The organism is Actinoplanes sp. HUAS TT8 (assembly GCF_051380535.1).
Lineage (GTDB): Bacteria > Actinomycetota > Actinomycetes > Mycobacteriales > Micromonosporaceae > Actinoplanes.
This window is the reverse complement of sequence record NZ_CP195646.1, coordinates 10,861,975-10,875,663: the sequence shown is the minus strand read 5'-3', so window position 1 is coordinate 10,875,663 and position 13,689 is coordinate 10,861,975. Positions and strand designations below refer to the sequence as shown.

The 13,689-nt window shown below is 72.7% G+C and carries 11 protein-coding genes and 3 tRNA genes; 5 read left to right on the top strand and 9 right to left on the bottom strand.

All coding sequences use genetic code 11. From position 1 onward, the window contains the following. Positions 1-321, bottom strand: coding sequence for a YciI family protein (locus ACSHV8_RS48645; RefSeq protein WP_436527272.1), 321 nt, complete (start codon positions 319-321; stop codon positions 1-3). Positions 322-674: 353 nt separating this feature from the next. On the opposite strand from ACSHV8_RS48645, the gene ACSHV8_RS48640 reads away from it, so the two are divergent. Genes ACSHV8_RS48640 through ACSHV8_RS48625 form a run of 4 tightly spaced genes read left to right on the top strand, consistent with a single transcriptional unit; the run spans position 675 to position 7,876 of the window. Then, positions 675-3,437: a helix-turn-helix transcriptional regulator gene (locus ACSHV8_RS48640; protein ID WP_436527271.1), complete on the top strand. Its 2,763-nt coding sequence runs from the start codon at positions 675-677 to the stop codon at positions 3,435-3,437. Then, on the top strand, positions 3,434-4,348 hold the full coding sequence (locus tag ACSHV8_RS48635) for an alpha/beta hydrolase (RefSeq protein WP_436527270.1): 915 nt from the start codon (positions 3,434-3,436) through the stop codon (positions 4,346-4,348). Before ACSHV8_RS48640 ends, ACSHV8_RS48635 begins: the two co-directional genes overlap by 4 nt. Continuing rightward, a complete protein-coding gene (locus ACSHV8_RS48630; RefSeq protein ID WP_436527269.1) occupies positions 4,345-6,888 on the top strand; it encodes a LuxR C-terminal-related transcriptional regulator in 2,544 nt (847 codons plus the stop codon). Before ACSHV8_RS48635 ends, ACSHV8_RS48630 begins: the two co-directional genes overlap by 4 nt. A gap of 4 nt (positions 6,889-6,892) precedes the next feature. Next, complete coding sequence (locus ACSHV8_RS48625; protein WP_436527268.1) at positions 6,893-7,876, top strand: alpha/beta hydrolase; 984 nt, start codon at positions 6,893-6,895, stop codon at positions 7,874-7,876. Here ACSHV8_RS48625 and ACSHV8_RS48620 read toward each other — a convergent pair. The 3 genes from ACSHV8_RS48620 to ACSHV8_RS48610 form a co-directional block, all read right to left on the bottom strand. After that, positions 7,846-8,961, bottom strand: coding sequence for an acyltransferase family protein (locus ACSHV8_RS48620; RefSeq protein WP_436527267.1), 1,116 nt, complete (start codon positions 8,959-8,961; stop codon positions 7,846-7,848). The genes ACSHV8_RS48625 and ACSHV8_RS48620 overlap by 31 nt on opposite strands. 598 nt (positions 8,962-9,559) lie before the next feature. Continuing rightward, complete coding sequence (locus ACSHV8_RS48615; protein WP_436527266.1) at positions 9,560-9,931, bottom strand: hypothetical protein; 372 nt, start codon at positions 9,929-9,931, stop codon at positions 9,560-9,562. 108 nt (positions 9,932-10,039) lie between these two features. Continuing rightward, a complete protein-coding gene (locus tag ACSHV8_RS48610; RefSeq protein WP_436527265.1) occupies positions 10,040-10,918 on the bottom strand; it encodes an oxidoreductase in 879 nt (292 codons plus the stop codon). 70 nt (positions 10,919-10,988) lie between these two features. On the opposite strand from ACSHV8_RS48610, the gene ACSHV8_RS48605 reads away from it, so the two are divergent. Further along, on the top strand, positions 10,989-11,573 hold the full coding sequence (locus tag ACSHV8_RS48605) for a TetR family transcriptional regulator (protein WP_436537324.1): 585 nt from the start codon (positions 10,989-10,991) through the stop codon (positions 11,571-11,573). Positions 11,574-11,754: 181 nt separating this feature from the next. Here the strand turns inward: ACSHV8_RS48605 and ACSHV8_RS48600 are convergent. The 5 genes from ACSHV8_RS48600 to ACSHV8_RS48580 form a co-directional block, all read right to left on the bottom strand. Then, positions 11,755-11,829: transfer RNA gene (locus tag ACSHV8_RS48600), tRNA-Val, on the bottom strand. 26 nt (positions 11,830-11,855) lie between these two features. Beyond that, positions 11,856-11,926 (bottom strand) — tRNA-Cys (locus ACSHV8_RS48595). A gap of 40 nt (positions 11,927-11,966) precedes the next feature. After that, a tRNA-Gly gene (locus tag ACSHV8_RS48590) sits at positions 11,967-12,038 on the bottom strand. A gap of 172 nt (positions 12,039-12,210) precedes the next feature. After that, on the bottom strand, positions 12,211-12,420 hold the full coding sequence (locus tag ACSHV8_RS48585; RefSeq protein ID WP_436527264.1) for a hypothetical protein: 210 nt from the start codon (positions 12,418-12,420) through the stop codon (positions 12,211-12,213). 79 nt (positions 12,421-12,499) lie between these two features. Continuing rightward, on the bottom strand, positions 12,500-13,651 hold the full coding sequence (locus tag ACSHV8_RS48580; RefSeq protein ID WP_436527263.1) for a cytochrome P450: 1,152 nt from the start codon (positions 13,649-13,651) through the stop codon (positions 12,500-12,502). Positions 13,652-13,689: the final 38 nt, after the last annotated feature.

Below are 13,689 nucleotides of genomic sequence, written 5' to 3'. Positions count from 1 at the left end.
TCAGCTGAAGACCTGGTGGACGTGGCTCTCGCCGTCCCCGACGATCTTGAGGAATCGGCGGCCGAGCTCGATCGCCTCCTCCTTCGACCGCACCTCGACCAGCGCGAACCCGCCGAACGCCTCCTTGGCCTCGGTGAACGGCCCGTCGGTGACCGTGACCTCGTCACCGGCCGACTCGATCTTGAAGCCGGCCGTGTCCAGGCCGCCGGTGGCCAGCAGCACGCCGGACGCCGACATCTCCTCGATGAACGCCGCCATCTCGGTGAAAAGCCGCTCGTCGGGCTCGTTGTCCTTCGTCTTCGAGAGCATCAGGTAACGCATCGGATTCTCCGTTCTCGTCATTTCGCTTACGCCCCTACGTCGCCCGGGCCCATGTGACAGGTAATCACGCTTCGCCGGCCGCCGCCGGGTCCGCTTCACCAACTCTCACTTCACATTTCCGCCGTACGGCGTGAGCCCCGCCCCCGCGGCCCGCCCACCGGTCCCGCCGACGGCTCCGGGCGGCCCGGCCGCGCTGACCGCCCGGCCGCACGCGAGTCGGTCCCGCGAGCCGCGCCCAGCCGGCCGGAGATCCGTGACGGCCGCGGGCGATGCGGATCACTGCGGCTTGGGATGGCGACCCGCGCGCGGGCAGACTGGTTCCCGGAAGACGCCGGACCTGGGGGAATGCGCGGATGGAACTCGGCTCGGACGCCACCACCCTGCTCGGCCGGGCCGCGGTGTGGGCCGAGTTGACGACCCTGCTCGACCGAAATCTCCCGGAGCCGCCCGCGCCCGCCGCCGCGCGGCTGGACCGGGACCCCGGGCCGGCCGGGGCGCTGCTGGTCGGGCCGGCCGGGATCGGAAAGACCACGCTGGTCGAGCGGTTCGCCGCGACGGCTCGGCGGCTCGGTTTTCCGGTCGCGCAGGCCACCGGGGTGGCCGGTGCGGAACCGTACTCGGTCCTGCGGGTTCTGACCGCCGGCGCCGACCTGGACGAGCTGCCGACCGGTCAGCGGCAGGCCCTGCGGACCGCCCTCACCGATGCGGCCGCCCCGGTCGATCTGCTGGCTCTGCGGGCCGCCGTGTGCGCGGTGTTCGCCCTGCTGGCCGGCGAGTTCCCGCTGGTGCTGGTGGTCGACGACGTGGATCGGGTGGATCCGCCGACCCTGGACCTGCTGCTGACCGTCACCTCGGTGCTGACCTGGCGGCAGGCGCCGGTAGTGGCGCTGTTCGCCGCCCGGACCGAGCGGGTGCCGGTCGAGCTGGCCGATCTGCTTCCGCAGGTCACGGTGACGCCGCTCGACGTCCGCGAGGCCGAGGAGCTGCTCGATCGGGTCGGCGCCCCGACCGGTTCGGCCCGTTTGGAGATCCTGCGGCGAGCGGCCGGCAATCCCCTGGCCCTGCACGAATACGGCACCTGGCTCGAACCCGACGACGGCCCGACCAGGGCGGACGGCAGGGTCGAGGCCGACGGCGGGACCGCCGACGTGGACGGCGGGGTGGCTGAGGTGTTCGCTCGCCGCGTACGGGAATTGCCGGAAGTTTCCCGCCGGGCACTGACCCTGGCCGCGGCCGGGGAGCGCAACGTGGCCGTGCTGTCCCGGGCCGAGCCGGCGCTGACCCTGGCCGCGTGGCAGCCGGCCGAGGAGGCCGGGCTGGTCACGATCTCGGACGCGATGGTGCGGTTCCGGCATCCGCTGGTGGAGTTCGCGGTGCTGGACGCGGCCGGGGCCGGGGCGCGCCGGCGGGCGCACCGGGCGCTGGCCGAGGCGACCGCCGATCCGCGCCGGGCGTTGTGGCATCGCGCCGAGGCCGCCGACGGCGTCGATCCGGAGCTGGCCGCCGCGCTGATCGCCGCCGCCCGCCCGCTGAACGGTGCCGCCGCGGTGACCGCGGTCGGCCTGCTCGAACAGGCTTGCGACCTGCTCCCGCCGGCCGATCGGGCGCCGATCCTGCTGGAGGCGACGGCCCGCGCGGCCGCGGTCGGCCGGATCCGCTGGGCCGCCGACATCGCCGCCCGCGCCCGCGCGGTCCTGCCCCCGGGCTCGGGTCTGGACGCCGACCTGACCATCGTCACCTCGTGGGTCCTGAGCATGCGCGGCCGGGTGAACGACGCCGCGGCCCTGCTCACCGCCGCCCTCACCGGATACAACGCCGCAGCCCGCACTCCCCCCGAAGCCCCAGCCCACGGCAGCGGAACGGCGGAGACGCCGGTCGGGCTGATCGAGACCGGGACGCTGCCGGGGTTCCTGCTCGGTGAGGGGCCGCTGACCGAGGCCCTGCGCGGCGCCGTCGCCGGGAGGAGACAGGCCGTGCTCTTCCCGCGGGCGCTGGTCCGGCCGGACGAAGATCTCCGCCGGGAGATTCTCGCGGTGCCGGAGCCGACCACGCCCGCGGAGATGGCGCGGGCCGCCGCCGCGGGCGCCGGCGCGATGCTGATCGACGAGCCGGAGCACGCGTTGCGCCTGCTCGGCCCGGCGGTGAAGGCGGCCATCGACGGGACGGCGGCGGCCGCGTTCCTGGCCGCGCCCAGCGCCGCCTGCTGGTCGCTCATCGACACGGGCCGCTGGGTCGAGGCCGAGCAGTGGCTGGTCCCGCTGCTGTCCTCGCCGGTGATGGCCGAGGCCGGCATGATCCGCGGCGGCGCCCAGGCCCAGCTCGCCGTGATCGATCTCGGTCGCGGACGCGAGCCGGGCGCCGGCGGCCGGCTCGCCGGGAACGGCCCGCTGCCGGCCGAGCCGGCGTTGGCGCTGCGGGTCGGCTGGGCCCGGGGTGTGGCCGCGGCGGCCGTCGGGGAGCACGACGAGGCCTACGGTTGGCTGAGCGCCGCGGCCGAGATCCGGCATCCCTGGCAGCCGCTGGTGTTACCGGATCTGATCACGGCGGCCGGCCACACCGGCCGCACGGCCCAGGCCCGGGCGACATACGAGAAGATCCTTTCCGCGTACGGGGATTCCTGGCTGAGCGACCGCAAACGCTCCCGCCTGGCCGCGTCGGCCGCCCTGCTCGACCCGGATCCGGCGCGGCTGGCCGCGGTGGTCGACGCGCCCGGCGCGCAGCGCCGGCCGTTCGAACGGGCGGTTCTCGCGGTCGAGCTGGCCGACCGGCTGCGCCGCGCCCAGCAACCGGCGAAGGCCCGGGAGGTGCTGGTCAGCGCGCTGGACACGTTCGATCGGCTGCGGGCCGCGGCCTGGACGGCCCGGGTGCACGCCGAGCTCCGGATCGCCGCGCCACCCGCCCCGAGCGCGCTGACCGCCCAGCAGGAGCAGATCGTCCGGCTGGCCGCGCGGGGCTTGACGAACCGGGAGATCGGCGAGCGGCTGTTCCTGTCGCCGCGGACCGTCGGCTCCCACCTGTACCGGCTTTTCCCGCAGCTCGGGGTCACGAACCGGGCCCAGCTCGGCGATCTGGTGACGACCCTGGATCGCCGTTCCGCCTCGAAGGATTCGCTGTGACCGCATTGGACGATGCCGCGCGGCGGCTGGCCGAGGGGGCGGCGCACCCGCCGTACCTCTATGCGATGGGTCCTGATGACGCCCGTCTGGCGCTCGGGTTGATGCAGGCGCCGCCGGACGTCCCGGACGGTCTGGAGCATCGGACCGCGCTGGTCGACGACGTCCCGGTGCACCTGGTGATTCCGGCCGGGGTGGTCGACGCGCCGGTCGTCCTGTACGTGCACGGCGGCGGCTGGGTTCTCGGCGGCTGGTCGACGCATCATCGTCTGGCCACCGCTCTGGCCCGGGAGGTCGGCGCGGTGGTGGTGATGCCGGAGTACTCGCGTGTCCCCGAAGCCCGCTATCCGGTCGCGGTCACCCAGCTCACGGCTGTTCTCGCGGCGATCCGGGCGGGCGTTCTCCCGATTCCGGCCGATCCGCGCCGGATAGCCCTGGCCGGTGACTGTGCGGGGGCGACGCTGGCGTTGACCCTGGCCCTGCGCGACCGGGAGCTGGTCGCGCAGGCGCTGCTCTATCCGATGGGCCGGCCGCTTCCGGACGATCCGTCGGCGATCGAGTTCGCCACCGGGGCCGCCCTGCGGCTGGCCGATGTCCGCCGTCTCTGCCACGAGTACGCGCCTCTCGGTGAACCCGGCGCCGATCCCCTTCAGGCCGAGACGGGCCTGGCCGGTCTCCCGCCGACCCTGCTGATCACCGCCGAGGCCGACGTCACCCGGGACCGCGCCGAGCACTTCGGGCGGCGGCTCCGGACGGCCGGCGTCCCGGTGACGGCGACGCGCTACCTCGGCACGGTCCACGACTTCGTCGTCCTCGACGCGCTGCGCTGGACCTCGGCCGCCCGGTCGGCGATCACGCAGGTCACCGACTTTCTCCGGGCCGCCTTCGGGGCCACCGGGACGGGCTGCCGGTGACGTGGGCCGCGCGCTCGGGCCGGCCGCAGCTCGTCGGACGCGACGGTCAGCTGGACGAGATCGCCGCCGCTCTGCGGGACGGCTGCTCGGTCCGGGTCGCCGGCGAGCGGGGTACCGGCCGTTCGGCCGTTCTGGCCGAGGCCGCCGCCCGTCAGGCCGCGACCGGGGTCACCGTTCTCGCGGTCCGCGCCCTGCCCGGTGACGAAGCCCTGCCCGGGGCCGGTCTGCAGCGGCTGCTCACCCCGGTCCAGCGAGAGACCGCCGCGCTCCCGCCGACGGCCGCGGCGGCGTTCGCCCGGCTCTTCGGGACGGATGCGCCCGACGTCACCCCGATCCCGCTGCCCCGGGCGGTGGCCGTGCTCGCCGAGCACCTGGCCGCCCGGGGCCGATGGCTGTGGTGTGCGGACGACGTGGATCGGCTGGACCCGCTCACCCGTACCGTGATCGCCGCCCAGGCCCACATCCCGGTCCTCGCCGCGAGCCTCCGGCAACCCACCGCCTGCCTCGCGAGGGTGGTCCGGATCGGACAGTTGAGGCGGGCCGAGGCCGAGCGCGTGCTGGCCGCCACACCGGGCGTGCGGGCTCATCCGGGCGCCCGATTGGTGCTTGCGCAGGCAGCCGGGAATCCGCTCGCGCTCACCGAGCTGGCCCGCCACCTGCCGCCGCCGGCCGAGCTCACGCCGACCACCACCGAGCTCCCGGTTCCGTCCCGGCTCCGTCGCGCCCTGGCCCCGGCCGTCGACGCCCTGGACGAGTCGCATCTTCACGCCGCCCTGCTGGCCGCCCTGGCCGCCGAGACCCCCGGCCGGTCCGTCGCCGCGGCTCTCGACGTCGCCGCCGACCGGGCGACGTGGACGGATCTCGTTGATCTGGGGCTGCTCCGGCCGGGCCGCGCTCGCCGTTTCCGCCACCCGGTCGTGCGGGCGGCGGTCCTGGACCGCGCCGACTCGGCCCACCGCCGCGAGGCCCGCCGCGAACTGGCCCGGATGCTTGCCGGGTCGCCTCCGGACGAGAAGCTCGAACCCCGCCGTGCCTGGCACCTGGCCCGCGCCGATCCCACTCCGGACGAAACCCTTGCCCACCAGCTCGAACGGGCCGGGACCGAGCTCACCCGAACGGGACGGACCAAGGCCGCCGCCTACGCCCTGGCCCTCTCCGCCGCCCGCACCCCGGACCCGGCCAAGGCCCGCACCCGCCGGCACCAGGCCGCCCACCACGCCCGCCTCTCCGGCGAGCCGGCCTGGGAGAACCAGCTCGGCACCGCCCTGGAGAACCTTGGGCAGCAGCTGAGGGCGGCCTGGCTGAGCGGCGACAACACGATCCGCCCGGAGAAGCCGCCGAACGAGTTGATGGCCACCTGGGCCCAGGCCGTGCTGCACGACACCGACCCCGGCGGCACCGTCCAGCGTCTGATCAACGAGGACAACCGGCTGGCCCCGGACGAGCGGTCGATCGTTCTGGGCACGATCGCGGTGGCCCGCCACGAGACGACGCTGGCCGTCCGTCACCTGACCCGCGCCGCCGATCTGGCGCCGCCCGGCGGGCTGATCCGGCCGATCGCGCTCGGGGCGCTGGCCTGGTCGTACTTCGACAGCGGCGACCTCGACGCGGCTCGGGCGGAGGCGGTGAACACGATCCGGGCCGGTGACGCCGACCGGCACGGCGTGGCCACCGCCGACACCCGGGCCGGGGCCCTGGCCACGCTGGCCGCGGTGGCCGTGCTGCGTGAGGACCCGGACGCCGCCGACCGGCTCGGTGACGCCCGTGACGCGCTCCGGCCCGGCCACCACGCCCTGCACGACCTGCGGCTGGACCGCGCGCAGGGCCTGATCGCCGGGATCCGCGGGGAGCATGCGCTGGCCGTTCACCGGCTGCGGCGCCACTACGACGAGAGCGGCCGGCCGATCCATCACCGGATCTCCGACCTGTGTCTGGGTGATCTGGCGTCGGCCGGGGCGGCTCTCGCCCGTACGGAAGCAATTGAAGCTCTTGTCGCGGCGGCCGAGAGCCGGGTGCGGACCTTGCGCTCAGCCCGCCTGTCCGCGGTCTGGCACCGGGCGCGAGCGCTCCTGGCCGGCGCGGATCCGGCCGCCGAGACGTTCTTCCGGCTGGCGCTGGCCGACCCGAGTACCGACCAGTGGGTCTTCGAACGGGCTCTGACCAGGATGGACTATGCGATCTGGCTGCGCCGGCGGCAGCGGCCGGCCGAGTCGCGGCCGTTGTTGAGCGCGGCCCGGGACGTGTTCGCGGCAGCGGGTCTGGACGCCTGGCGGGAGCGCGCCGAGGCCGAGTTGGCGGCGGCCGCGGCGCCGAGCAGCGCGAACGACGACGTGTTGACCCCGCAGCAGCGGCAGGTGGTGACGCTGGCCGCCCAGGGTTTGACCAACGCGCGGATCGCGGCCCGGCTGGGCATCTCGGCGCGGACCGTGGGCACGCATCTGAGCCGCGCCTATCCGATCCTGGGGGTGACGCGGCGCACGCAGCTGGCCGCGGTGCAGTCATTCGACGGACGACGCCCGGGCCGGGATCCGGAAATCTGAGGTCATGAGCTATCCGAAGCCCGTCCTCGAACCGGCCGCCGAGCAGTTCGCGCGCGACTCCGAGCACCCGTTCGACGGTGATCCGGCCCGGATGCGCAAGGTTCTCGAAGCCGCGCAGACCCGCGACGGCGTGCCGCTGCCGGAGGCGGCGATCGAGGAGCTCACGATCGCCGGCGGTCCGTCCGGCCGGGTCCGGATCCGTCTCGTCCGTCCGCTCACCAGCCAAAATCAAGATCAAATTCCGGCGATTCTGTACGCCCACGGCGGCGGCTGGGTCGTCGGTGACGCCACCACCCACGAGCGCCTGACCCGCGATCTCGCCGTGCAGTCGGGCGCCGCCGTGGTCGTCGTCGACTACAGCCGCTCGCCCGAGGCGCGCTACCCGATCGCGGTCGAGGAGGTCTACGCCACCCTGGAGTGGGTGGCCGTGCACGGCGCCGGTCACGGGCTGGACCCGTGCCGGATCGCGATCGCCGGCGACTCGTCGGGCGGGAACCTGGCCGCCGCGGTGACGATCATGGCGAAGCAGCGGTCCGGGCCGATCCTCGCCGGTCAGGTGCTGTTCTACCCGGTGACCGACGCGAGCTTCGACACCGACTCGTACCACCAGTTCGCCGAGGGCTACTGGCTGCGGCGGGACATGATGCCGTGGTTCTGGGAGCAGTACGCGCCGGACGTCCCGGCTCGCGCCGAGATCACCGCGTCGCCGCTGCGGGCCACCACCGGGCAGCTCGCCGGGCTGCCGCCGGCGCTGGTCATCGTCGCCGAGGCGGACGTGCTGCGGGACGAGGGCGAGGCGTACGCGGCCAAGCTCCGGGCGGCCGGCGTCCCGGTGACCGCGGTGCGCTACCAGGGCACGATCCACGACTTCGTGATGCTCGACGTGCTGCGGGAGACGGCCGCGGCGAAGGCCGCCACCTCGCAGGCGGCGGCCTTCCTCCGGGACCGGTTGTTGCTTCAGCGGCCGGCCATCGCCGACGCGCGGTAGATCGTTCCCGGTCCCGTCCCCGCACCGGTGACCGGTGGGGCGGCCGCCTCCCGCACCGGCCGGCTCGGCCAGGGCAGGAATCGCAGGCGGCGCCGGGCGGCCAGATCCTCGACCCAGCCGAAGATCAGAACCGCATCGGCCAGCAGGGCAAGGGCGATCGTGACGTAGCCGACCTCGAAATACTTACCGAGCCGCCACACCTCCAGCGCGTCACCGACCGGGTAGCAGAGCGCGATCGCGACGTTGTTCCACAGGTAGATCGTGACCGCCCGGGAGTTGATCAGCGACACCCAGCTGTCCAGCCCGGTCCGCTTGATCAGCCACTCCATCCGGGGCCGCCACCGCAGCAGCACGATGACGAATCCGGCGTTGTAGATCGCGTACGCGATCGGAAGGTATTTGATTCCCCCGGCGTCCGGATGCAGATGGCTCCAGGCCAATCCGCCGGCCACGCAGACCGTTCCCAGAATCGCGACGAGGAACCCGGGAATCCGCCGCAACGAGCCGTCCCGATGCGCGAATCCGAGAATCCAGCAAGCGGCAAAAGTCAAAAGATCAGTGCCGACCTCCTGTACGGCGTCGACCGGGATCAACGGCATCGCCAGCAGCGCGACAATCGGCGCCACGATCGTCACCAGTCGTGCCCGGCGATACAACCACAGCATCACCGGTGACAGCGCGACCAGCCACAGATAGGTCACCAGGTACCACAACACCTCGGCCGGCTGCTCGCCGAACGTGCTCGCCGGCGGGTCCGCGAACGGCACCACCCAGGCCACCAGATGCCACCACGCCGGCCGCTGCTCCCAGCCGACCAGGAACATCGCCGGCACCACGACCGCACCGAGCACCCACAGCGCCGGCAGCAGCCGCCGGACCCGGCCGTAGATCACCCGCCCGGCGCCCTGCCGCATGAGCGAGTTGGCCATCAGCGATCCACCGAGCGCGAACATCACGCCCATGGAAGGAAAAGCCAGCTCCAGGACGGCGAACGGGAACATGTGGAAAACCGAGACCCGCACTATCGCCAGCACTCTCAGCAGATCGAAATAACGATCCCGCCCCACGACTTCTGCCTCAGCCACCAGCTCCTCCAACGCTCGCACAAAGCGGCTGCTCAGCCGCTGGCTCACGCTAGGACGCCACCTTTTGCCCCACCTGTGGCCGCCCTGTCATCTCCTCCGGAAAGGACCACCCACATCAGGCATCGGAGATCCACGGTGACCGATCGACCGAGACGGTTTTCACCTCTTCTCGGTTGAACCGTCACCGGACGACCGACGGCGGACATCCCAGCCTGGCCGCCGGCATCAAAAGGCACCGAGAGTCGTGCCGGTCGCGACCGCGGCTATGGTCGCCCACACGGTGCCGTCCGGCCCGACCGCGACTCCGGTCGGACTGTTCATCGGAGTCCGAGAAGCCGGGACATCCTCCCTCGCCGCCCCGCGATCACCACTGCCGGCCACCACCGTGATCTCCGCCCCGGACGAAGCGATGGGCGACGGTGCGGCCTCTGATGGCGTCGCCAGACCGGCAACGGCCGCTGCCGCCGCCGCCACCGTCCGTCGCGCCCTGGCCGGATTCCTGGACCTCTATCGATACCCCGACATTCGCAGATCCGGTTCACGACCCCGGTTCGATGACACAGGGAGTGAACATCCGGGCGAACCCGGTCGACTGGCATCAGCACCGACGCACGCCCGGAGGCTCCACATGATCCAGATCGAGGTCGCTCGGGTCGAGAACTTCGATGCTGACGACGTCGGTTCCGGCCGGGTCGAGGTTCAACCAGATGACATCCAGGCCGTCTCGCTCCAGTCCGAGCACATACGGTCCGGGCGAACCGGGCAGCGCGGTCAAGATGTTGCCGCAGCCGGCCGTGCAGGTGCAGCGGCCATGGAATCGCCGGACACCTACCGTGCCGATCAGCTGGTCAAGTGGATCGTCGAGCCCCAACAGGCGGTCGATCTCGGCAACGAGTTCAGGAAAAGCGTCGGACATCAGCGGGAGTTCCGCCTTCGCCCCGGCCCGGCCGGGTTCAGCCCCATCGACCATGCCGCAAGCCTACGCAGTGATGTCCCGGCCGTGCCGGGCCATGGCGTGCACTCCGCTGGTCGACGCGATTCAGATGCACGGCACACCGCGCCGCGCCGGCATGGTCGTCTAGCCGCGTTCCGGGCGCCGACCGAGGCTCTCCAGGGTGTAGCGCACGCCGGTGAGCTCTTCGGAGACCGTCCAGAGACGGGTGCCCAGCGCCGTGTCGTGGGCGTCGGCCGACGGCTCGACCAGCACCGGGTCGCCGCGCAGCTCACCCGCCCCGGACGGGCCATAGAACTCTCCGCCGTGGACCGGTTCGGCGGTCGCGGCGTGCAGGATCGGTAGCGCGCCGCGCTCCGGACTCTGCGCCATCAGCGGAGTGGTCAGGCGCAGCATCAGCCGGTTGACCCCGACGGTGCCGGCCTGTTGCAGGCCGGTTCTGGCGAAGCCCGGGTGGGCGAGCACACTGCGGATCGGCGACCCGGCCGCGGCCAGCCGGCGGTGCAGTTCCAGGCCGAACACCGCGTTGGCGAGTTTGGACCGGTTGTAGGCGGTCATCGGCTGGTATCCGGCCGCGCCGCTGAGGTCGTCGAATCGGAGCTTGCCCTTGCGGTGCAGGTGCGACGAGACGGTCACGACACGGGGTTCGTGACCGGCGGCGAGCAGGTCGAGCAGCGGGCCGGTGAGCGCGAAGTGGCCCAGATGGTTCACCCCGAATTGCAGCTCGTGGCCCTGGGCGGTCAGGGTGCGGGGCATCCCCATCACGCCGGCGTTGTTGATCAGGAGATCCAGTCGGTGGTGATCGGCCCGCAGGTCGGCCGCGAAGGCGCGGACCGAGTCGAGGTCGGCCAGGTCGAGGCGGCGGGCCTCGGCTCCGGGAAGCAGACGGGTGGCCCGGGCCGGGTCGCGGACCGCCGCGATGACCTGGTGTCCCTGGTCGAGGAGAGCACGCGCGGTGGCCAGGCCCAGCCCGCTGGTGGCGCCGGTGATCAACGATACCGTCATACGACACATGCTGCCTTCCATGGCACTGAGTGTCAACGTGGGCGCGTAGTATCGTGACGTGGTGGCGAGCATGGCGGAGCGCAAGCGGCAGCTGGTGGCCGCCGAGATCACCGAGGCCGCGCTGCAGCTGTGCGCGGTGAAGGGGTTCGACACCACGACGGTCGACGAGATCGTGATCGCCGCCGGCGTCTCCCGGCGCACCTTCTTCCGGTATTTCTCCTCGAAGGAGGACGTGGCCATCCAGCTGCTGGCCACGCTCGGCGCCGACATGCTCGACGAGCTGCGCGCCCGGCCGGCCGGCGAGCCACCGGCCACCGCGCTGCGCCACGCCGTGGGCATGGCCATCGACCACTGCGTCGACGAGCCGCTCAAGTCGTTGCGGGTGGTGCAGCTGATTCTGCGTACGCCGGTGCTGCATGCCCGCATGCTGGAGCGCCAGGCCCAGTGGCGTGAGGGGCTGACCGCCGAGCTGGCCGTCCGGCTCGGACGGGATCCGGCCACCGACCTGTTCCCGGAGATGGCCGCCGGGATGGCGCTCGCCGCGTTCGAGGCGGCGATGCGGCGCTGGAGCATCAGCGACGGCGTCAGCGACCCGCACGACCTGACCGACCGTGCGTTCGCCGTGATCGGCCCCGCGCTCGATCAGGCTGGATAGGCGCTGCGACGCATCGGGGTCGGGCCCCGGTGCAGGCCGGCTTGCGCTTGCTCAGCCCCACCCCGAACCAGCGGACGATCGGGCCGTGGGGCCGACCGGGCGAGACATAACCGCAGGTCAAAGCCGTGGAAAAAGAGCGAACCGAATACCCGGGACGGGCATTCGGTTCGATAACGACTGCTGGTGGGCGATACTGGGATCGAACCAGTGACCTCTTCCGTGTCAAGGAAGCGCGCTCCCGCTGCGCCAATCGCCCGCACTGTGTAATTCGACAGCAAAGCGAGGTGGAGACGGGATTTGAACCCGTGTACACGGCTTTGCAGGCCGTTGCCTCGCCTCTCGGCCACTCCACCGAGCCGGCCGGTGCCACGTGGAACCGCAACAGCCTCTCCGAGCGGAAGACGGGATTCGAACCCGCGACCCTCACCTTGGCAAGGTGATGCGCTACCACTGCGCCACTTCCGCGTTCTGCCGCCCGGTCTCCCCGGCGACGAATGAAACCTTAGCCGAGCCCCCGGCCCCATGCCAAAGCGGGGTCACCGCGAGTGGCCGGAAATTCCCGGACACTCGCGGATCCGCTGGTCAGAGCGGCCTTGTGAGCCAGAGCCGGCCTCTGAGCGCTCACCCGGGTGAGCGCTCAGAGGATCTCGCCGAGCAGACGGCGGACCTCGGCGACCAGTTCGGCCTGGAACGCCGCGACACTGCCGTCGACCACGCCGATCCGGTAGTCGGATCCGGTCGCCGGGTCCTCGGCCAACTGCGCGTCACGCAGCCCGGCCGCGCCGTCGGCGTGACCGGTGTTGTACGCCACCAGGGCTTCTTCCATCATCGGGGCCTCCTCGAACACGCGCGCCAATCTCGCATGACTACGGATCTCGGCGGGCCATCCGTTCGACCGGAAGCCGATCATTCCAGGCCGGAGCCGTTCAGCCCTTCAGCCGGACCTCGTGGAACGCGCGCAGGACGAAGGTGGGCCGTTGCACCGGTTCGGCGGCCAGGGACAGGTCCGGGTGGCGGGCGACGAGCGCGGTCAGGGCGGCCCGCATCTCCAGCCGGGCCAGTGGGGCGCCCAGGCAGAAGTGCAGGCCGGCGCCGAATCCGAGGTGCGGGTTCGGGTCCCGGGCGATGTCGAACACGTCCGGTTCGGCGAAGACCAGCGGGTCCCGGTTGGCCGCTCCGAGCAGGGCGGCCACCTCGGCCCCGGCCGGTACGGTCACGCCGCCGACGACCACGTCGGCGGACGCGGTCCGGACGAACAGGTGCAGCGGGGAGTCGTACCGAAGGAATTCCTCGACCGCGGTCGGGACCAGGCCGCGGTCGGCGACCAGCCGCCGCCATTGATCGCGATGGCGCATCAGGGCCACCAGGCCGCCGCCGAGCGCGTTCACGGACGCCTCATGACCGGCGTTGAGCAGCAGGATCGCCGAGGCGACGAGTTCCGGGCCGGTGAGCTCGGACTCGGCCAGGTGGCTGATCAGGTCGTCCCGCGGCGACGCGCGGCGGGCCGCGGCGAGGTGGTCGAGGTAGTCGGCGAACTCGCGGCAGGCGGTGAGCGCGGCCTGTTCGTCGGCGGCGGTGCGGGACACCTCGTACATCCGGACGATCGCCGCCGACCAGGGTCGCAGCCGGTGCCGATCGGCCTCGGGCACGCCCAGCAGTTCCGCGATCACGGTCACCGCGAGCGGCTCGGCGACGTCGGTGAGCAGGTCGAACTCCGGTCCGGCGGCGTCCAGCAGCGTCTCGGCCCCGGAGGCGATGGCCGGGCCGAGCCGCTCCACGTGACCACGCGCGAACGCCCGCGCGACCGGCCCGCGCAGCCGGGTGTGCGCGGGCGGCTCGTTCTCCATCATCTGGTTGCGGTGCAGCGCGTTGAACGGCTCCCACACGCCGGCCGGTTCCCGGTCGGTCCAGAAGCGGCCGAGCCGCCGGTCCCGCAGCACCGCGTTGGCCTCGGCGTGCCCGGCGGCCAGGAACCGCCCGGTCGGCTCGTGCCAGCTCAGCGGCGCCCGGGCCCGCAGCTCGGCCAGGGCCGGATACGGGTCGGCCAGGAACCCGGGATCCGCGAAGTCGATCTCCATCCCGGAAAGGTACTGGCCGGGAGTTACATCTCCGGGAC

Excerpts from the sequence above, each read along its gene's own strand:
- ACSHV8_RS48605 (WP_436537324.1), top strand. The coding sequence starts at position 10,989 with ATGGCGGAGCGCAAGCGGCAGCTGGTGGCCGCCGAGATCACCGAGGCC.
- ACSHV8_RS48615 (WP_436527266.1), bottom strand. The coding sequence starts at position 9,931 with ATGGTCGATGGGGCTGAACCCGGCCGGGCCGGGGCGAAGGCGGAACTC.
- ACSHV8_RS48625 (WP_436527268.1), top strand. The coding sequence starts at position 6,893 with ATGAGCTATCCGAAGCCCGTCCTCGAACCGGCCGCCGAGCAGTTCGCG.
- ACSHV8_RS48640 (WP_436527271.1), top strand. The coding sequence starts at position 675 with ATGGAACTCGGCTCGGACGCCACCACCCTGCTCGGCCGGGCCGCGGTG.
- ACSHV8_RS48610 (WP_436527265.1), bottom strand. The coding sequence starts at position 10,918 with ATGACGGTATCGTTGATCACCGGCGCCACCAGCGGGCTGGGCCTGGCC.
- ACSHV8_RS48580 (WP_436527263.1), bottom strand. The coding sequence starts at position 13,651 with ATGGAGATCGACTTCGCGGATCCCGGGTTCCTGGCCGACCCGTATCCG.
- ACSHV8_RS48645 (WP_436527272.1), bottom strand. The coding sequence starts at position 321 with ATGCGTTACCTGATGCTCTCGAAGACGAAGGACAACGAGCCCGACGAG.